General features: G+C 69.9%; 21 protein-coding genes. 8 read left to right on the top strand and 13 right to left on the bottom strand.

The annotated features are described in order from the left end of the window. Positions 1–10 precede the first annotated feature (10 nt). Genes O7627_RS20745 through O7627_RS20735 form a run of 3 tightly spaced genes read right to left on the bottom strand, consistent with a single transcriptional unit; the run spans position 11 to position 1603 of the window. Positions 11–736, bottom strand: a complete 726-nt coding sequence (locus O7627_RS20745) for a DsbA family protein (RefSeq protein ID WP_278095160.1) — start codon at positions 734–736, stop codon at positions 11–13. After that, entirely contained in the window at positions 733–1215 is a 483-nt protein-coding gene (locus tag O7627_RS20740; RefSeq protein ID WP_278095159.1) for a beta-hydroxyacyl-ACP dehydratase, read from the bottom strand. Before O7627_RS20740 ends, O7627_RS20745 begins: the two co-directional genes overlap by 4 nt. Beyond that, positions 1202–1603, bottom strand: a complete 402-nt coding sequence (locus O7627_RS20735; protein ID WP_278095158.1) for a hypothetical protein — start codon at positions 1601–1603, stop codon at positions 1202–1204. The genes O7627_RS20740 and O7627_RS20735 overlap by 14 nt, the downstream gene beginning before the upstream one ends. A gap of 234 nt (positions 1604–1837) precedes the next feature. On the opposite strand from O7627_RS20735, the gene O7627_RS20730 reads away from it, so the two are divergent. From O7627_RS20730 to O7627_RS20710, 5 genes are all read left to right on the top strand, one after another. Beyond that, the gene (locus tag O7627_RS20730) at positions 1838–2713 is read left to right on the top strand and encodes an alpha/beta fold hydrolase (RefSeq protein WP_278095157.1); all 876 of its coding nucleotides are present in this window, start codon (positions 1838–1840) and stop codon (positions 2711–2713) included. A gap of 10 nt (positions 2714–2723) precedes the next feature. Beyond that, complete coding sequence (locus O7627_RS20725; protein WP_278095156.1) at positions 2724–3044, top strand: DsrE family protein; 321 nt, start codon at positions 2724–2726, stop codon at positions 3042–3044. 1 nt (position 3045) lies between these two features. Continuing rightward, positions 3046–3438: a hypothetical protein gene (locus O7627_RS20720; RefSeq protein ID WP_278095155.1), complete on the top strand. Its 393-nt coding sequence runs from the start codon at positions 3046–3048 to the stop codon at positions 3436–3438. Between the two features lie 53 nt (positions 3439–3491). Beyond that, entirely contained in the window at positions 3492–3827 is a 336-nt protein-coding gene (locus tag O7627_RS20715; RefSeq protein WP_278095154.1) for a hypothetical protein, read from the top strand. A 148-nt stretch (positions 3828–3975) separates the two neighbouring features. Then, positions 3976–4230, top strand: coding sequence for an acyl carrier protein (locus O7627_RS20710; protein WP_278095153.1), 255 nt, complete (start codon positions 3976–3978; stop codon positions 4228–4230). 106 nt (positions 4231–4336) lie between these two features. On the opposite strand, the gene O7627_RS20705 is transcribed toward O7627_RS20710, so the two are convergent. After that, entirely contained in the window at positions 4337–5299 is a 963-nt protein-coding gene (locus O7627_RS20705) for a cytochrome P450 (RefSeq protein WP_278098356.1), read from the bottom strand. Positions 5300–5648: 349 nt separating this feature from the next. On the opposite strand from O7627_RS20705, the gene O7627_RS20700 reads away from it, so the two are divergent. The 3 genes from O7627_RS20700 to O7627_RS20690 are packed head-to-tail and all read left to right on the top strand — an operon-like array spanning position 5649 to position 8584. Further along, the gene (locus O7627_RS20700) at positions 5649–6809 is read left to right on the top strand and encodes a beta-ketoacyl-[acyl-carrier-protein] synthase family protein (RefSeq protein ID WP_278095152.1); all 1161 of its coding nucleotides are present in this window, start codon (positions 5649–5651) and stop codon (positions 6807–6809) included. Further along, complete coding sequence (locus O7627_RS20695; protein ID WP_278095151.1) at positions 6809–7771, top strand: beta-ketoacyl synthase N-terminal-like domain-containing protein; 963 nt, start codon at positions 6809–6811, stop codon at positions 7769–7771. The genes O7627_RS20700 and O7627_RS20695 overlap by 1 nt, the downstream gene beginning before the upstream one ends. A gap of 12 nt (positions 7772–7783) precedes the next feature. Beyond that, a complete protein-coding gene (locus O7627_RS20690) occupies positions 7784–8584 on the top strand; it encodes an SDR family oxidoreductase (RefSeq protein WP_278095150.1) in 801 nt (266 codons plus the stop codon). Positions 8585–8597: 13 nt separating this feature from the next. On the opposite strand, the gene O7627_RS20685 is transcribed toward O7627_RS20690, so the two are convergent. The 9 genes from O7627_RS20685 to O7627_RS20645 are packed head-to-tail and all read right to left on the bottom strand — an operon-like array spanning position 8598 to position 16367. Continuing rightward, positions 8598–9860, bottom strand: a complete 1263-nt coding sequence (locus O7627_RS20685; protein ID WP_278095149.1) for an NAD(P)/FAD-dependent oxidoreductase — start codon at positions 9858–9860, stop codon at positions 8598–8600. 1 nt (position 9861) lies between these two features. Further along, a complete protein-coding gene (locus O7627_RS20680; RefSeq protein WP_278095148.1) occupies positions 9862–10137 on the bottom strand; it encodes a ubiquitin-like small modifier protein 1 in 276 nt (91 codons plus the stop codon). A 26-nt stretch (positions 10138–10163) separates the two neighbouring features. Beyond that, the gene (locus O7627_RS20675; protein WP_278095147.1) at positions 10164–10571 is read right to left on the bottom strand and encodes a nuclear transport factor 2 family protein; all 408 of its coding nucleotides are present in this window, start codon (positions 10569–10571) and stop codon (positions 10164–10166) included. A gap of 41 nt (positions 10572–10612) precedes the next feature. After that, positions 10613–11017: a nuclear transport factor 2 family protein gene (locus O7627_RS20670; RefSeq protein ID WP_278095146.1), complete on the bottom strand. Its 405-nt coding sequence runs from the start codon at positions 11015–11017 to the stop codon at positions 10613–10615. Between the two features lie 2 nt (positions 11018–11019). Beyond that, complete coding sequence (locus tag O7627_RS20665) at positions 11020–11925, bottom strand: thioesterase family protein (RefSeq protein WP_278095145.1); 906 nt, start codon at positions 11923–11925, stop codon at positions 11020–11022. Then, entirely contained in the window at positions 11922–12722 is an 801-nt protein-coding gene (locus O7627_RS20660) for an alpha/beta hydrolase (RefSeq protein ID WP_278095144.1), read from the bottom strand. The genes O7627_RS20665 and O7627_RS20660 overlap by 4 nt, the downstream gene beginning before the upstream one ends. Continuing rightward, positions 12719–14869, bottom strand: a complete 2151-nt coding sequence (locus tag O7627_RS20655; protein ID WP_278095143.1) for a beta-ketoacyl synthase N-terminal-like domain-containing protein — start codon at positions 14867–14869, stop codon at positions 12719–12721. The genes O7627_RS20660 and O7627_RS20655 overlap by 4 nt, the downstream gene beginning before the upstream one ends. Beyond that, a complete protein-coding gene (locus O7627_RS20650) occupies positions 14866–16110 on the bottom strand; it encodes a beta-ketoacyl-[acyl-carrier-protein] synthase family protein (protein WP_278095142.1) in 1245 nt (414 codons plus the stop codon). The genes O7627_RS20655 and O7627_RS20650 overlap by 4 nt, the downstream gene beginning before the upstream one ends. Then, positions 16110–16367, bottom strand: coding sequence for an acyl carrier protein (locus O7627_RS20645; RefSeq protein WP_278095141.1), 258 nt, complete (start codon positions 16365–16367; stop codon positions 16110–16112). The genes O7627_RS20650 and O7627_RS20645 overlap by 1 nt, the downstream gene beginning before the upstream one ends. Positions 16368–16557: the final 190 nt, after the last annotated feature.

Below are 16557 nucleotides of genomic sequence, written 5' to 3'. Positions count from 1 at the left end.
CGGCGAGCGGCTACCCGCAGCCGCCGGCGTGGCCCTGGTCGGCCGCTGGGCCGAGGCCCGCCCCGTCGAGCGGCGCGGGTGGCCGGTCCGGTGTGGTGGCTCGACCGGTCTGATGGGCTTGGCCGGGCGGCTCGCCGCGCACCTCCGCCACGAAGTCGGGCAACCGGTCGACGCCCCAGTATTTCTGTCGGCCCTTGATGAAGAAGGGCACGCCGAAGACACCGTCGTTGTCGATTGCCTGCAGGGCGCGCAGCCCCTCCTGGCGTACCCGGGGATCGTCGACGGCGGTGGAGAGCGCGACCGGGTCGAGGCCGAGGTCCGCGGCGATGTCGGCGACGACGGCGGGGTCGGTGATGTCGCGACCCCGCTCCCAGCGGGCCGCGTACGCGCTGGCGATGAAGCGTTGGCCGGCACCGTGTCGGTGAGCCTCCAAATAGGCGAGGTGGCAGACCTCCCAGCATGGCTTGCGGTCCACCGGCCAGACGATGGTCAGCCCTCGGGCACGAGCGAGCCGGCGCACGTCCGCGAGTATGTAGCGGGCCTTGGCTCGCGACATGTCCACGTAGGGAAACGACCCGTCCGCCTCGGCGAGCAGCCGCTGGGACTCCTCGTCGGGCTCCCAGAACGGTCGCCACTCGACCCGGCGGACCACGTCCGGGTAGTGGGTCATCAGGTCCTGGTAGGCCAGCCACGAGTAGGGGCTGCGTAGGGAGAAGTAGAACCGTGCGTCGCTCATCCTGGCTCCCGTCCGGCGGTCGGCCCCAGCTCGCTCGCTGGGCGCAGGGCGATGATGATCCGGCCCACCCGCAGGACCTGCCGGCCGTCGACCGTCGACTCGCCCTCCAACACCGCGGCGTCGGACACGATCTTCTGGGCCAGCACCCGGTGCCGCAGGACGTCACCCGGCCACACGGGCGCCACCAGTTCTAGATCGGCGATGGCGGCGAACAGGGTGACCTGACCGGTGAGCACGTCGGGATTGGGACGACCGAGGACGGTCAGCACGCCGGCCGCCTGACACCAGGACTCGATAAGCAGGGACGCCGGGTACGCGTGGTCGGTGGCGCCCTCGGGCAGGCCGGCGTAGCAGGGCTCGTTGGCGGTGACGGCCTTGCTGGCGACAAGCCACTCGCCGGGTTGGACGTCGTGCACCTGGTCGACGAGCAGCATCGGGTACCGGTGCGGCAGCAGCGCCCGGATGTCAGCGATGTTCACGGTCGTCCCGCTCCCGATAGCGCAGGCGGATGTCGGCGGCGTTCAGCGGCTGGTCGACGCCGGGCCGTCGGACCGTCAGTCGCGCCGTGCCGGTCCGGTCGGCGATGGTCAGACGGACGGTGATCTCGTCGCCGGGGAAGACCGGGGAGTGGAATCGCACCCGCTCGACCGACGCGAGTGTCATGCCGGGCGGTAGGGCGAGTAGCGCGGCCTGGTGGGCGCACTCGATGAGACAGACGCCCGGGAAGATGGCGAATCCGGGAAAGTGTCCAGATAGTACTAGCTCGTTGTCATCGACCAGATACGTCGCGGTCAGTCCGTCGGAATGTCGTTCGCGAACCTGAACCCGTTTGCCAAGTGGAGTGGCGAGGGCGGTGAGGTCTGTCATCACGTCGCCTTCGGCCACCGGTAATCGCCTCCTCGATCGGGGGCCACTCTACCGCAGCGGAAGCCAAATATCGAAGCTCACCGTGTTAGCATGACGCGGATCCAGGATTCGAGATGTCGTGCTCCACACTGGTGCGATAATCCCTGTTAGGTGGGTGGGCGGATGGGGAACCAGGCGGCGGCGCCGCGGGCATCGCGGTTGTTGGATGTGCTTTCCGTGGTCACGGTGGTTCCGGTGGCGCTGACGGTGGCGCAGATGGTACGTGCCGCCTGGCGGACCTATCACCCGAAACGACGGCCGGTGCGGCAGACGCCCGAGAAGTTCGGGATGTCCGCCGAACGATTCACCGTCGCGGGCGCCGACGACGTGCGGCTGGCATGCGTGTTCATTCCGGCACCGGCGGGCGGCGACGTGGTCGTGGTGCTGGGTCACGGTCTGGGCGCGAACAGCGGAATGGTCATGCCGCTGGCGAAGGTCCTGCACGACGCCGGCTACCACATCCTGGCCTTCGACATGCGCAACCATGGCGAAAGCGCGGACGACGGGCTGCTGCGTGGCCAGTCGCCGCGGTACGCCATCGACCACCACCGGGTGGTGGCCGCGGTCCGGGACCGGCCGGGTCTCGGCGATGTCAAAGTCGCCTGCCTGGGCTTCTCCATGTCGGCCTGGACCTCGCTGGAGGCCGCCCGGCTGGAGCCGGACCTGGTCCGCGCGGTGATCTGCGACAGCGGGCCGACGCTGGAGATCGAGGGCACTCTTCGGCGGATGTTCGACGCCACCGCCGCGCGGCTGCCGCGCTTCATGCGGGGGCCGATGATGTCGGCGATAGCCCGAGCCAGTTTCGTCCGCGCCGCGGTGTTCTTCCTCAAGCCCGCACCGTGGCCGCAGGAACTCGGAGACCACTCGATCCGACTGCTCTTCATCGCCGGCGAGGCCGATCCGGTCGCTCGGCCCGCGGACATCAAGGCGCAACTGGCCTGCTACCCGAAGGCCGAGGTGTGGTTCGTGCCCGCTGCCGGGCACACCCAGTCGTACGTCCGGGCCGCCGACGAGTACGGTTCGCGGGTTCTCGCGCTGCTGGCCGAGACGTTCCGTCCGGCGGCTCGGTGACCCGACGGCCATGCGTTCGTACCTCTTCATCGAAACCCGGGGCGCGCACGAGAGCCCGGACGTGTTGAACCTGTTCGAACTCGGTGGAACGCTACGCGAGTCCGGCCATGAGGTGACGATCTTCCTGACCCAGAACGCGGTGCTGGCGCTCGGCCGATCCGATCCGCTGGCGGACCTGATCGCCCGCGGGGTCGGGGTGTGGGCCGACGACTATTCGATCGCGGCCCGCGGTCTGGATCCCGATCGGCGTCCACCCGGGGTCCGACTCGGTGGGGCGGCGGATCTGGTGCGCCTGCTGATGGCCCCGGACGCCGTGCCGGTCTGGCACTGAGATGGGCCGGTCGCTGTTCCTCGGGCTGATCGGCGCCCCGTACGAGTCTGACCTGCTGACCACCACGGTGCGGGTCGCCGAGGAGGCGGTTCGGCAGGATCATCGGGTGACCATGTGGACGTGTGGTTTCGCGACCTCACTCACCATGTCGAGCGTCGGTCCCGACAAGCCGCGCAACGCGCTGGCCTGGGACGGTGACTTCCCCTCCCCGGCCGCACTCGCCACCCACCTGATCACCTGGGCTGACGGCAGGCTCTCCTGGTTGGTGTGCCGCTACTGCGCCGAGGAGCGCGGCGCGATGGACCAGATCCCCGTCGTGCGAATCAGACCGCCGTACGAGTTCTCGCAGCGGGCCAACGCCGCCGATGTCTGCCTGGTTCTGGGTACGAAGTGAACGGGTCCGCCAGGACAACCCTGGCCATCGTCGAGCGGTCCCACCGGGGCACTGTGGAGCAACAGTACGCGCATGTGCTCTGGTTGATTCACGGCCTGCACCGGCAGTCGCCGATGACGCTCCTCCTGCGTTCCGGCGCCGCGGTGTACGCCCTGGCCGCACCGGAGGTCGAGCCGGTCGTCCTCGGCGGACGAGCCTGGGGCGTCTTTCCCGACTACCGGGCGGCGCTGACTCGGCTGCGCAGCGACGGCGGTGAGATCTTCGTGTCGGAGTCCTCGTTGGACGCCCTCGGCCTGACCGGCAATCCGCTGTTGCCAGACATTGCCGTCGTCCCGGACAATCAGATCGCCGACCTCGTCGTGCGCTCTGACCGGATATGGTTTCTTTGAGGGTTGATGGTGGTCTCGAACGCGACGTGCGACGGCTAGTACGGCGCTACCGCGTCCGGTAAAGTCAAGGCCGTATATGTGCCGGCCCTCCTATTCGTGCCGGCCCAGGAGGTCATCCCTTTCCGCAACCTGACGGAGGAGTCGGAGTATGTCGACGAGCGTAAAGACCCTCGATCCCGAAGAGCTGCGCCGATTTGTCGCTGACGTGCTTGACGTGGACACCGAAAGCGTTACCGACGACGCGCACTTCGTCGCGGAGCTGGGCGTGGATTCGCTGAAGGCGCTCGAGGTGCTGGTCGCGCTGGAGCGCAAGTACGAGATCAAGATCTCCGAGGAAGAGGTCAAGGACATGACCACGTTCTCCGAGGTCCGGGAACTGGTCGAGGGCAAGCTCGCGGCCTAGCGGGCGGAGACAGCGGCGGTCGAGCGGGGGCGACCGTATCCGGTGCCCCCGCGCGACGTTCGATGCCCGACCCATGTCCTTGGCGGGCGCGCGGTGCCGGCGCAGGTCAGAATTCGACCGGCAGCGCGATCAGCCCCCGGTTGCTGGCCGACGGCATGAACCGGAGCTTGGCGTCGGTCAACCGCAGGTTGGGCGCACTGTCGAGTAGCGCTCCGAACGCCGCCTGCGACTGCATGCGCCCCACCGCGGCGGCGACGCAGTAGTGCAGCCCGTGCCCGAAGCCGAAGTGCCTCGGGTTCGGGCGCGTGACATCGAGCCGCTCGGCGTCCGGGTGCCATGCCGGGTCGCGGTTGGCCGAGGCGAGACAGAGCCGGACGAGTTGGCCCCGGCGCAGCGGCACCCCGAACAGTTCCATGTCCTCGGTGGCAACCCTGTCGTTCATCTGTGCCGGGGCGTCGTAGCGGTGCAGTTCCTCCACCGCTCCCGCCAGGAGCGTCGGGTCGGCCCGCAGCAGGGCGAGCTGGTCGGGATTGCGCAGCAGGGCGAGGGCACCGAGCGCGATGAGACCGGTGCCGGTCGGGTGGGCGGCCTGGTAGAGGAAGACCACGCTGTCCAGCAGCTCCTCCTCGCTGAGCCGGACGCCGTTCGCCTCGGCGGTGGCCAGCCCGCTGAGCACGTCGTCCCCGGGCGCCTGTGCCCGCTGCGCGGCCAGCGGCCGCAGATAATCCGACATGCCCTGCACGGCCTCCTGGCCGGCCCGCAGAACCTTGCTGGTCAGCAGCGGCTCGGTGGTCGCCGCGAGGGCCCGCGACCAGGCCACGAACTGGTCCCAGTCGGCGCGGGGCAGGCCGAGCAGGTGATTGATCACGTAGACGGGCAGCTTGTCGGCGAACTGACCGACCAGGTCCATCCCACCCGCGGCGACCCCGTCGGCCAGCAGTTCGGCGATCAGCTTTTCGCTGACGGGCCGGGCCGATGCCATCAGGTCGGCGGTGAACACCTGATCGTGCACCTCACGCAGCGCGGTGTGCCTGGGCGGATCGATCATGACCAGCCAGTTCGCCATCATGCGTTCCAACGGGCCATCCGCACTGCCCCGCCGCCAGTCGGTGAAACCGTCCCATTGTCGGGTATCGCGAGAAAGGGCGGGATGTTCGTATGCGGCGAGTACCTCCCGGTATCCGGTAAGCAGTAGAAAGCCGAACTTCGTCAGGTGTACCGGATTTTCCGCCCGTAGCTCTGCGTAGTGCGGATAGGGATCAGCAAAGTACCCTGGCGTCAGCGGGTTGTACGTGATCGACCCCATTTCGTGGGTTCCTCCTCAGCTCGCTTTCCAGCGCGGGTCACCCAATCTATACTTGCCGATCAGGCGTACGGAATCCAGCGCTCGCGGCGGGGGGACCATGGATCGGATACTGGTGACCGGCGTCGGTGTCGTCTCGTGCCTGGGCGGCACTGTGGACAGTTACTGGTCCGGCCTGCTCGGCGCCGACAGCACCCCGGCCCCGGTTGCCGACCCGCTGGCCAACATGGACAATCGACTGCTCTACGGGATCGACGGATTCCCCGAGCCGATGACGCCCTCCGTTGCCGGTCGTCCCGGGCGTACCTCGACCTTCGCCCTGGCCGCGGCCAGGGCGGCGATGTCCGACGCCGGGTTCGAGGGAGCCGGCCCGATCGAGGCGGGCGTCAGCGTGGGCACCGGCGTCGGCGACGTGAGTCTGTTCGAGTCCGTGCCGGCCGGCGCCGCCGTGCCGACGGGCGTGGACGCGTTTCCGTTCAAGGTCTCCTCGGTGCTCGCCGCCGAACTGGGACTCACCGGGCCGGTGACGAGTGTGAGCACCGCCTGCTCGGCCTCCGGATACAGCGTCAGCCTGGCCGCAGACATGATTCGCGACGGCGAGGCCGACGTGGTGCTCACCGGCGGCGCCGACGGATACACCCGGGTCGGCGTCGCCTGCTTCAACCGGATGGGTGCCCTGGACCCCGTCCGTTGTCGACCCTTCGACGCCAGCCGGCAGGGCACGGTGTTCGGCGAGGGCGCCGCCATCCTGGTGCTGGAGTCCGAGGCGCACGCCCGTCGCCGTGGCCACACCCGGGCCTACGCCACCGTCGAGGGAGCCGGTTGGAGCTGCGACGCCCACCACCCGACCGCGCCGGACGGCAGGGCCGTGCAGATCGTCCGCGCCATGCGGGACGCGCTCGACGAGGCCGGCATCGACCCCGACGAGATCGGCTGCGTGATCCCGCACGGCACCGGCACCCCGCTCAACGACGTGGTGGAGAGCCGGGCGCTGGAAACGGTGCTCGGCCCGGCCCGGCAAACCGTGCCGATCTACAGCCTCAAGGCACTGCTCGGGCACACCGGCGGCGCGGCCGCCGGGTTCGCGTTGCTCACGGCGGCGTTGATCGTCGAGCGCGGGGTGGTGCCGCCCAACATCCCGCTCGACCGGCCCGATCCGGACTGCGCCCTGTCGCTGCCGGCCGGTGCGCCGCTTCCGGCGCGCGTCGAGCACGCTCTGGTCAACGCGTACGCGTTCGGCGGAAACAACATCTCGGTCCTGCTGGGACGACCGTGATGACCGGCGTGGTGATCACCGGCACCGGACTGGTCTGTCCCGCCGCGTCCGGAGTGCGCGAACTGCTCGCCGCCGGGCCGACCGGGCCAGAGTCGGACCCGAACTGGTTCGATCCGGTGCCGCACCTGGGCCGCCGTGGCTGGAAGTACCTGACCCCCGCCACCCGGTTCCTGCTCGCCGCGGCCGGACTCACGCTCGCCGACGCGATCTGGGATCCGGCCCTGCTGCCCGGCGAATCGATGGGCGTCGTGGTGGGCACCAACTTCGCGGCGAACCCGGTCGTCGGACGGCTGGACGACGTGGTCCGGACGGATGGCGCGCAGTGGCTCAGCCCGGCGGAGGCGCCGAACTTCTCGGTGAACATCCCCGCGAGTCACATCTCGATGAAGTACGGGATGCGGGCGTTCAACCTCACCCTCACCGACCCGATGGTGGCCGGACTCGCCGCCGTCCTCACCCTGGCCGCGGCCATCCGTCGCGGCCGGGCCAGGCTCGGTCTGGCCGGTGCCACCGAGGAACGCCCGGCCGCCGGCCCGACCGGCGAGGGCGCGTGCTGCCTGGCCGTCGAGTCGGCCGACCACGCCCGGGACCGAGGCGCGCCGGCCCGGGCTGAGGTGACCGGCGGGTTCTGCCGGTTCCTGCCGCCCGGGGCGGACCCGCAGCTCCTCGGCGGCCCGGTCGACGCGCTGCTCGCCGACGCGGCCGACCCGCTGCCGTACGCGGTCACCGGCGACGACGAGGTGAGCCGGCGGGTTGGCGACTTCGTCGCGGCGAGGTCCGGCGTCCCGCTGGTCCAGCGGCGCTACCTCGGCGCGGCCGGGCAGTACGCCACCGCCTCGCCGCTGCTGCAGACCGTCGGCCTGCTCGCCGAGTACGGCCAGGGCCTGGTGGTGGCGGCCAGCCCACACGGACATGTCGCCGCCCTGCGGCTCGCACCGCCCGACCCGCAACCGACAAGCTGAGGGGTGACGTAGGTGGAGAACAGCCTCGCCGGAACCTGGAGCCTGATCCTGGGCGCGTCCGCCGGCATGGGCCGAAGTTGTGCTCTCGCCCTGGCGGAGGCCGGATCCAACATCGTGGGTGTCCATTTCGACACCGCCTCCCGGCAGTCGGCGGTCGACGAGTTGATCGACCAGATCAGGGCGCACGGGGTGCAGGCACACTTCTTCAACGACAACGCCGCCAGTGACACCGTGCGCGCCCGGGTCGTCGAGGAGATGGTCAAGCTGGTCGGCCCGGACGGCGTCCGGGTGATGCTGCACTCGCTGGCATTCGGTTCCCTCGTGCGGTTCCTGCCTGAGCCCGGTGGCTCCGGCCCGGTCGTCAGCCGGAAACAGATGACCATGACCCTCGATGTGATGGCACACAGCCTCGTGTACTGGTTCCAGGATCTGCTCACGGCTGGTCTGTTGCCCAGCGGCTCGAAGGTGTTCGCGATGACCAGCGCGGGGACCGCCCGCATCTCGGCGACCTACGGGCCGGTGTCGGCGGCGAAGAGCGCCCTGGAATCCCACGTCCGCCAGCTCGCCGTCGAGGCGGCACCGTACGGCATCGCGGTGAACGCGATCCGGGCCGGCATCACCCTCACGGAGTCGTTCCTGCGCATCCCAGAGAGCACCGAGCTGGGCGAACGGGCCCGGCAGGGCAACCCACATGGCCGACTCACCACCCCCGACGATGTGGCCGAGGCGCTGGTCCTGCTGGCACGGGCACGCCCGTCCTGGCTGACCGGCAACGTGATCGGGGTCGACGGCGGAGAGATCCTGACCGTGTGACGCGACGGGCCGGTCAGGAGTGGCGGCTGGCCGGCATCAGTCCGGTTCGCACGAGCAGACCGGCGACGTTGGTCAGGGACGAGAACTCCTCCGGATGGACGCTGCCGGCCAGCACGCCGAAGAACCGGCTCCGGGCCTCCTCATCGGCCTCCAGAGCCCGCAGGACCAGGGTCTTGAGCCGGTCCAACGGCTCGTACCTGGCCTGCTCGATGGTGTACCGGAACAGCGGCTCGGCCAACTCGTTGCGTCGACGTTCGTAGGAGCCGAGCGCGTCCTGCTCCGCTCGCTCGCCGGCGAGCACCTGGTCCAGCGCGTCGGTCAGCAGCTCCACATCCCGGAACGCGTCGGAGATGCCGAGCGCGGTCACCGGATCCTTGTGATAGCCGGCGTCACCCACCAACGCCCACCCCGGGCCGTAGGGCTTGCGGAAGAAGTTCGGTGCGTGATGGGAGCCGATGATGCGGGCCACCCGACGCGCACCGCGGACCCGTTCGGCGAACTCCGGCGAGGCGTGTCGGTAGATGGTGTCGAAGTAGTTGCCCTCGACGTCGCTCCGATAGGTCCGCCACTCGTCGTGCGACCACCCGCAGAGCACGACGGTGAGCCCGTCATGGGTCGGGATCGCCGGCACGCACCTTCCCGGCCGCCAGTGGATCAGCAGCCGATCCATCGGCAGGTTCTCGAAGTAGGTCAGGAACGTCGTCGTCAACGACGGGATGGTGTGGTATTCGGCCGCCCCGACGGTGCGCGCCACGAACGAGCGCATCCCGTCGGCACCCACCACGTACCGGGCGGTGACGGGCACCGGGCGGCCCCCTTCGCGGCGGAGTCGGACGCCCGTCACCCGGTCACCGTCGACGAGTAGGTCGGTGACGCCGACGGCCTCCTCGAACTCCACTCCCGCCTCGATCGCCGCGGTGAGCAGCAACTGGTCGAGTACGATGCGGCGCGGGCAGACGCCGAACTGGATCCCCTCGTACGGCGGGGGGGTACCGGTCAGTCTGATCTCGCCCCAGTCGGAGGCGAGCAGGCTGACCGGCGGACATCCCGTGGCGAGCAGCCGCGGCAACAGGCCCCACCGGGCCAGCCGGGCCACCCCGTACGCGTGGATGAAGTGCGACGACATCACGTCGCTGGGGAACCGCATCCGGTCGACGAGCAGTACCCGGTATCCCCGGCGGGCGAGCAGCATCGCGGTGGGGGAGCCGGCCACCCGAGCGCCGACCACGACGACGTCGTAGTCGGTCGGGCGGCCGGCCGCCGGAGCCCCGGCCATCTCAACCGCCGCTGATCGCGGGGAGGATCAGCACCTCGTCCGCCTCGGACACGGGCGTGTCCAGGCCGGCGCCGTGTCGGACGTCCTCGCCGTTGACGTACAGGTTGACGTATCCCCGGAGCCGGCCATCGACACCGACGATGCGGTCGGTGGCGCCCGGGATCTGCTTCTCGATCTCGCCGAGCACCACCCGCATGGTCGCCGATGGAGGTATGTCGAGATCGACCATCCCGGACCTGCCGCGTTGGCTCAGTGACGCCGGCACACGCACCTTCATGGCTACTCCCTCGACCGGTCGAGACGTCAGTCGGACCAGAACTTGTTGACGAAGATGTCGTCGTACACCCAGATCCGCGATTCGATGACCTTGTTGTTCTCCGGGTTGAACTTGAAGACCTGCACGCCGGGCATCTCGAGGACCATGCCCTTGCGCTCACCGCGCCAGGTGGCCAGGACCACGGCGGTGTCGCCGTCTGCCATGATCTTGTGAGTGTCCGCCCGGAAGGTGCCGTTGGTGACTTCGGCGCTCCGGCGCATCCACTCCTTCACTCCTTCCAGCCCGACGATCCGGCCGGAAAGTGGGTGGTCACCGGGCGTGTACCACTCAACGTTCTCGTCGATGCCCTCGTCGAGTCGCTCCAGGTGGGCCGCGTAGAACCGTGCGTGGCCAAGTCGGAGCAGTCTGACCATCGGGCTGGCTTCGGCGTTCATGCTGGCTACCCCTTTCGAATCTGCACCACTGACATGGGCCATCAGAAGGCCCAGAACTCGTCCGACGCGGGCTGGTCCTCCATGAACAGCTCGCGTTCGACGACCTTCCCGTCCTCCGGACGGAGCTTCCACACGTTGATCACCTTCTGGTCGAGGCGCCGGTCGTGTCGCCGCGCCTGAACCCGCATCATGCAGAACACCGCCCGTTCGGTGGCGGCGATCTCCAGGACCTCGGCGCTGAAGGTGCCACCCGTCTCGACCTGCACCCGCCGGAAGAACTCCAGCACGTTGTCGATACCGACGATGTCGGCCGCCAGTGGGTTCTTGTGCGGCACCTTCCACACCACATCCTCGGCCAGCATGTGTCGCATCAGCTCGACCTTGCCGGCGTGGAACAATTCGATCGCCAGCTTGGCGGCGTCCAGATTCATCGTCGTACCCGCCATGACTAGCCCTTTCCCCGCAGGGCGGCGAGCGTCCTGCTGTCGAACGACACCAGCTTCCAGTCCCGGCGGTCGAGAACCTCCGCGTAGCCGTGGGTGATCCGACCGGTCGCGGTCTGCACGAGTCGGCCGTCCCGGCGCACGTAGCAGTCCATCCGGGCGGTGTAGGTGAAATCCTTGAATATCTCCTCGACGGTGAAGACCGTGTGGATCTCCTCCTCCATCAGCGCGTCCGCGAGGATCGTCACCCGGGCGTGCGGCACCACCGGAATCCACCGCTGCCCGTCGAGCATGGTGCGGATCGAGATTCCCCGCTCGGCGAGGAACACGTCCACGACCTCCTCCATCAGGCGCAGGTAGCCCGAGTGCTGCAGGGTCCGGGAGAAGTGGCAGTAGAAGTAGGGCACCCGCCACCGCCAGACGATGGCGTTGTCGTCGCCGACGAGAGCCGCGACGTCGTCGTCGACCACGTCCACGCCGCCGCGGCCGTCGGTGGCGCCGACGACGAAGGCCCGCCCGTCCGGGGAGTCCTGGTCGGCTGGGCGCACCTGGACCCGGACCGTGGCGCTGACCGCCTTGATCCGGCCGGTGGGGCGCTGGACATGGCTGGTGGTGCGGAACACCAGGGTGTCGCCCTCGCTCGGCCGGCTGACCACCTCGGTGTGCACCTCGTCGTCCATGTGCAGGGCGCTGGCGATCCGGGCGTCGCTGTCCACGATCTCCACCCCGAGACCGTGCTCCTCGTACAACTGCCGCGGCACCAGGCCGCTCTGCCGGAGGTGGTCGAGCACCGCCTCCTCGACCAGGTACATGACGTGTTTGAAACCGATCCAGGTACAGATGTTGGACCCCTCGTAGCGGGGCCGTCCCACCACCTCGGATCGCTCCCGAAGGGACAAAGGCGTCGTCATATGGCTGCTCCCTCCGCCGCCGGATCCCGCCCGGCGGGACAACCGAGCTGGTGTAGAAAGTCCACCACCAACTCGGCCACCCGGGCGGTCTCGTCGATCATCGTGAAGTGCCCGCAGTCGGGCAGGATCTCCAGCCGGGCGTTCGGCAGGGCGGTCGCCAGGCTTTCGCAGTCGTGCGGATAGGACGCCGTGTCCCGGCCGCCGCCGATCACCAGGCAGGGCACATCCACCGCCCGCAGGTCGAGGAAAGGGGTCCGGGTGAAGAGGTCGAAGAACCGCATCCATCCGTACGGCCCGATCCGCTCGCGGACCTTCGCCACCATCGCCTCGAGTAATTCGTCAGGCGGACCGCCTCGGCGGGCCCTGATACCCGAGCGGACGAGGTCGTCGAAGTCGTTGAGGTAGTGGGTGATCGTCGCCCAGTCGAACGCCAGTGGCGAGGGCCGGTAGAACGGCGACATCAGGACCAGCCCGCGACAGTTCGCGGTGCCCGCGGCGACCAGCCGATCCAGCAGCACGTTCGCGCCGAACGAGTGGGCCAGGTAGACGTCCGGTTGGGGGGCCAGGCGCAGGGCCCGGTCCAGCCAGACCTGGCTGTCCCGCTCGGTCGCCCAGCCCGAGCCGTCCGTGGCGTCCCACGGCAACCGGTAGGCCCACACCCGCACCGGGGACGGCAGCGCCTCGGCGAGCCGGGTCCAGACGCTGGTGCTGGAGCCCAGCCCGTGGATCAGGCCGACGGTGATGGCAGCCGGGCCGACCGCCTCCCGGATCACGTCGACGCTGACGGTGCCGGTCACGGTGTCCCTCGCAGGCGGAGGGTGGCGTAGTCCGCACCCCAACAGCCGCCGGCGCCGATGATGGCGTTGCCGCCGGTGTCGGCCGCGCGGGCCGCCTCGACGACGCACTGGACCACCCCGTACGCCCCGGACGCCTCGCCGATGGCGCTCCTGAGTCCGGATGTCGGCCGATCGGCCGCCGAGGAGTCGCCGTGGCCCGCGCACGGGGGTGCCCACCGCCAGCCAGCGGGTACGGACAGCGCATCCAGGTCGCGGTGCCGGGCGTATCCGTCGAGCCGGGCCAGGATCGGCGCACCACGGTCCCGAGCGGCACCGGCGCCTTCGAGAACCACCGCGGCAGCCCCGTCGAAGGCCGGCGGCGGTTCGGCGGCACCGTGCCGGCGCGCCGTCTCGGTCAGCAGCCGGACCGCCGCCTCGTCGGCCGGTTCCACCCCGATGACGAGCATCCGGTCGGCCCGACCGGCGCGGATGGCCGTCGCCGCGTGGTGCAGCGCGTCGATGCCGGAGGTGGGACCGGCCGACAGGGTGAGGTTGAGACCGCCGAGCCGGAACCAGATCGCGACCTGTGCGGACGCCACGTTGCCGGACGCGTTGGGCAGGTCCATCGGGCTGGACTCGGCGACGCCGCCGGCGTGGATCGCGCCGGCCACCCGACAGACCGTCTCGACGAGGCCCAGTTCGGTGCTCACCACCACTCCGAACCGGTCGTGCACGGGGCCGCGGACCGGCCGGCAGATCCCGTCGGCCGGCGTCACCATGCCGGCCGAGGTGAGGGCGCGGGCGGCCGCGCACAGCGCGAGCAGGGTTGCGCGATCCTTGTAACGCAGGCCACGACGCCCGAGCGTGGCGGCGGGATCGAAGGGTCCGCGCGGGACCGGAGCGCCCGCCTCCACAGCGGCGAGCAGCGCATCGACCGTGGCCCCGCCGGGGATCTCCAGACCGATGGCGGTGATCGCCACGTCGCCCTCGGGCGGCGCCGGGCGGTCGGCGGGGTCGTCGGGGGCCGCCCGGTCGACCAGCGCCACCGCGTTGACACCGCCGAAGCCGAACGCGTTCACCTGCGCAATGTTCAGCGGTGCCCGCCTGGCGGATCCGGTCACCACCGGAAAGTCTCTGATCGGCGGAATCGGTGTGGTGTGGCCCCGCGTCGGGGGCACCTGGCCGGCCCGTAGCGAGTGCACCGCGGTCACCAGGCTCATCAGCCCCGAGCCGCCGGAGGTGTGACCGATCAGCGACTTGAGCGCGGTCACCAGCGGGCGGTGGCCGCCGAAGACGTCGCGCAGCACCTCCGCCTCGGTCTGGTCGTTTAGCAGCGTTCCGGTGCCGTGCGCCAGGACCAGGTCGACGTCGACCGGGTCGACGCCGGCCCGTCGGTACCCGTCGTGAAAGGCCCGCCGCACGCCACCGGCCAGCGGCGCGGTGAGATGATGGGCGTCGCAACTGGTGCCGACGCCGCGCAGCCCGGCGAGGGCGCTCGCGCCCCGGGCCCGGGCCCGGCTCGCCGGCTCGATCACCACGGCCGCGGCGCCCTCGCCGAGGATCACCCCCTTGCGGTCGGCGTCGAACGGCCGCACCTCCGTCGGCGGTTCCCCGTTCACCCGGTCGAGCAGGCCGAACATGCTCTCGCTGAGCGCGTCGGTGCCGGCCACGACGACCGCGTCCGCCTCCTCGACGAGCAGTAGGTCGGTGCCGACCGCCAGGGCGTAGAGGCTGGCCGCGCAGGCGTTCACCAGGGTCACCGTGGGTGTCAATCCGGTGGTCGTCTCGACGGCGCCGGCAAAGTGCAACTGGCTCATCGACGCGTCGGCCTGGCCGCTGGCCCACAGCTCGACCGACCGTTGCTCGGCCAGGCCGGTCCCGATCAGGACCGGAATGCGCAGCCTGCCACGCCGGGCCGGAGTGTCCAGGCCGGCCTGGACGACGGCCTGGCGGATCGCCTCGCACAACCATCGGGTGGCCCGGCCGGGCACGTCGGTCCCGCCGTTGCGGTCGTCGCGTTCGTAGGCGTGCTGGACGCGGTACCGGGTCGGGTCGAACGCCCGCAGCGGGTGCCGGCTGGTGGCGCCCGCGCAGAACGCCGCGAACGACGACTCGGCGTCCTCGCCCAGACTGCTGACCAGGCCCATCCCGGTGATGGTCCAGGTCACGCCGGCCCGCCAGGGCTGGCGAGGACGAGGATCGCGTTGTTACCACCGAAGGCGAAGGCGTTGTTCTGCACGATCTGCAGGTCGGCGGGGCGGGCCCGGTTCGGCACGCAGTCCAGCCCGATCAGTGGATCGGTGCGTCGGTGGTTGATCGTCGGTGGAATGAACTTCCGGTCGATCGCGAGCGCGCAGCCGATGGCCGCGAGCGCGCTGGCCGCGCCCATGGTGTGTCCGATCATCGACTTGATCGACACGGTGGGCGGGGCCGACTCGCCGAACACCTCGCGGATCGCCGCAGCCTCGGTCAGGTCGTTGGCCTTGGTCCCGGTGCCGTGCGCGGAGACCAGGTCGATGTCGGCCGGCCGGACGCCCGCGTTCTGGTGCGCCCGCCGGATGCACTCGGCGATCCGCGTCTGGTCCGGCGCGACCGGATGCTTGGCGTCACAGGTCATGCCGTAGCCGAGGATCTCGGCATAGATGCGTGCGCCGCGCTCCCGCGCGTGGTCGAGCGTCTCCAGGAACAGCATCCCGGCGCCCTCACCGGTGAGGATGCCGCAGCGGTCGGCGTCGAACGGTTGACAGACCTCCGGCGCGATCGTGCCCAGCCGGTAGAAGCCGGCGAACGTCTTGCGGCACATCGCGTCGGCGCCGCCGCAGAGTGCGTACTCGGCCTCGCCCAGTCGCAGCACGTCGTAGGCGTACCCGATGGCGTAGTTCCCGGCCGCACAGGCGGTCGGCAGGGTGACCGCCTCCGCGGCGCGCAACCCGTACTCGTGGGCCACCGAGACGGACAGCCAACTTGCCGGCACCCGGGCCATCACCTGCGCGGGCAGGGTGTCCGGCCCATCTCGCACGGCCATCTCGGTCAGCAGGTCGAGATCCTGTGACTCGCCGTCGGTGGTGCCGACCGAAACCACCCCGGGCCGGTGCGCCAGGTCGGTGGGATCCACGCCGGCGTCGGCGAGGGCGAGACCAGCGGCGGCGACCGAGAACTGCGCGGCCCGGCCGATCCGGTCTGGATCGACCCGGGTGAAGCTCGGTGAGAACCCGGTGACCGGACATCCGTTGGCATGGGCGAAGCCGGTGGTGTCGAAGGCCGAGATCGGCATGACTCCACTGCGGCCGACGGCCAGGCCGGCGGCGAAGTCATCGACGCCGATGCCGATGCTGGAGACTGGACCGACCCCGGTGACCACCACCCGGACGGTCGAGGACTCGCTGCCAGTCCGTCGCGTGGTGGCCATCACGACTTCCGCGCGACCGCCTCGGCCACCACCTCGTAGATGCCCTGGAGATTCACCATTCGGGCGAGTTCCGCCTGGTCGATCTCCACTTTGAAGGTGCGTTCCAGCGCGGCGAGAATCTCGATGGCGCGCAGCGAATCGGCCTCGTGGTCCTCTTTGAAGAGGCTGGTATCGGACATCTCGGAAGGTTCGATCTCAAGGATTTCAGACACGATTTGGACGATTCGTTCTTTGTCGATGTCGGTGAGGACCGGCACGGAGCAGCACCCCCGTAGATTCATGTGCAAACAGGACATTGTCACGGTGACTCGGGTGGTCGGTCGCAGCCAAAGCGATGCAAGCGAATGTATTATGCGCAAGGCTGGCCGGCATTCTCAAGTCGACTGTTCAGCCGAGTTGACGACTTATCTCTTGTATGCGCGCACGCCGGCCGCGTGCTCCGAAGGA

Source organism: Solwaraspora sp. WMMD1047 (genome assembly GCF_029626155.1).
GTDB lineage: Bacteria > Actinomycetota > Actinomycetes > Mycobacteriales > Micromonosporaceae > WMMD1047.
The sequence above is the reverse complement of the archived record's forward strand: the minus strand, read 5'-3'. Positions and strand labels throughout refer to the sequence as shown.

Bases quoted from the DNA above. Each gene is read 5' to 3' on its own strand.
- O7627_RS20745 (WP_278095160.1), bottom strand. From the start codon at position 736: ATGAGCGACGCACGGTTCTACTTCTCCCTACGCAGCCCCTACTCGTGG.
- O7627_RS20735 (WP_278095158.1), bottom strand. From the start codon at position 1,603: ATGACAGACCTCACCGCCCTCGCCACTCCACTTGGCAAACGGGTTCAG.
- O7627_RS20725 (WP_278095156.1), top strand. From the start codon at position 2,724: ATGCGTTCGTACCTCTTCATCGAAACCCGGGGCGCGCACGAGAGCCCG.
- O7627_RS20720 (WP_278095155.1), top strand. From the start codon at position 3,046: ATGGGCCGGTCGCTGTTCCTCGGGCTGATCGGCGCCCCGTACGAGTCT.
- O7627_RS20710 (WP_278095153.1), top strand. From the start codon at position 3,976: ATGTCGACGAGCGTAAAGACCCTCGATCCCGAAGAGCTGCGCCGATTT.
- O7627_RS20705 (WP_278098356.1), bottom strand. From the start codon at position 5,299: ATGATGGCGAACTGGCTGGTCATGATCGATCCGCCCAGGCACACCGCG.
- O7627_RS20695 (WP_278095151.1), top strand. From the start codon at position 6,809: ATGACCGGCGTGGTGATCACCGGCACCGGACTGGTCTGTCCCGCCGCG.
- O7627_RS20685 (WP_278095149.1), bottom strand. From the start codon at position 9,860: ATGGCCGGGGCTCCGGCGGCCGGCCGCCCGACCGACTACGACGTCGTC.
- O7627_RS20680 (WP_278095148.1), bottom strand. From the start codon at position 10,137: ATGAAGGTGCGTGTGCCGGCGTCACTGAGCCAACGCGGCAGGTCCGGG.
- O7627_RS20675 (WP_278095147.1), bottom strand. From the start codon at position 10,571: ATGAACGCCGAAGCCAGCCCGATGGTCAGACTGCTCCGACTTGGCCAC.
- O7627_RS20670 (WP_278095146.1), bottom strand. From the start codon at position 11,017: ATGGCGGGTACGACGATGAATCTGGACGCCGCCAAGCTGGCGATCGAA.
- O7627_RS20665 (WP_278095145.1), bottom strand. From the start codon at position 11,925: ATGACGACGCCTTTGTCCCTTCGGGAGCGATCCGAGGTGGTGGGACGG.
- O7627_RS20650 (WP_278095142.1), bottom strand. From the start codon at position 16,110: ATGGCCACCACGCGACGGACTGGCAGCGAGTCCTCGACCGTCCGGGTG.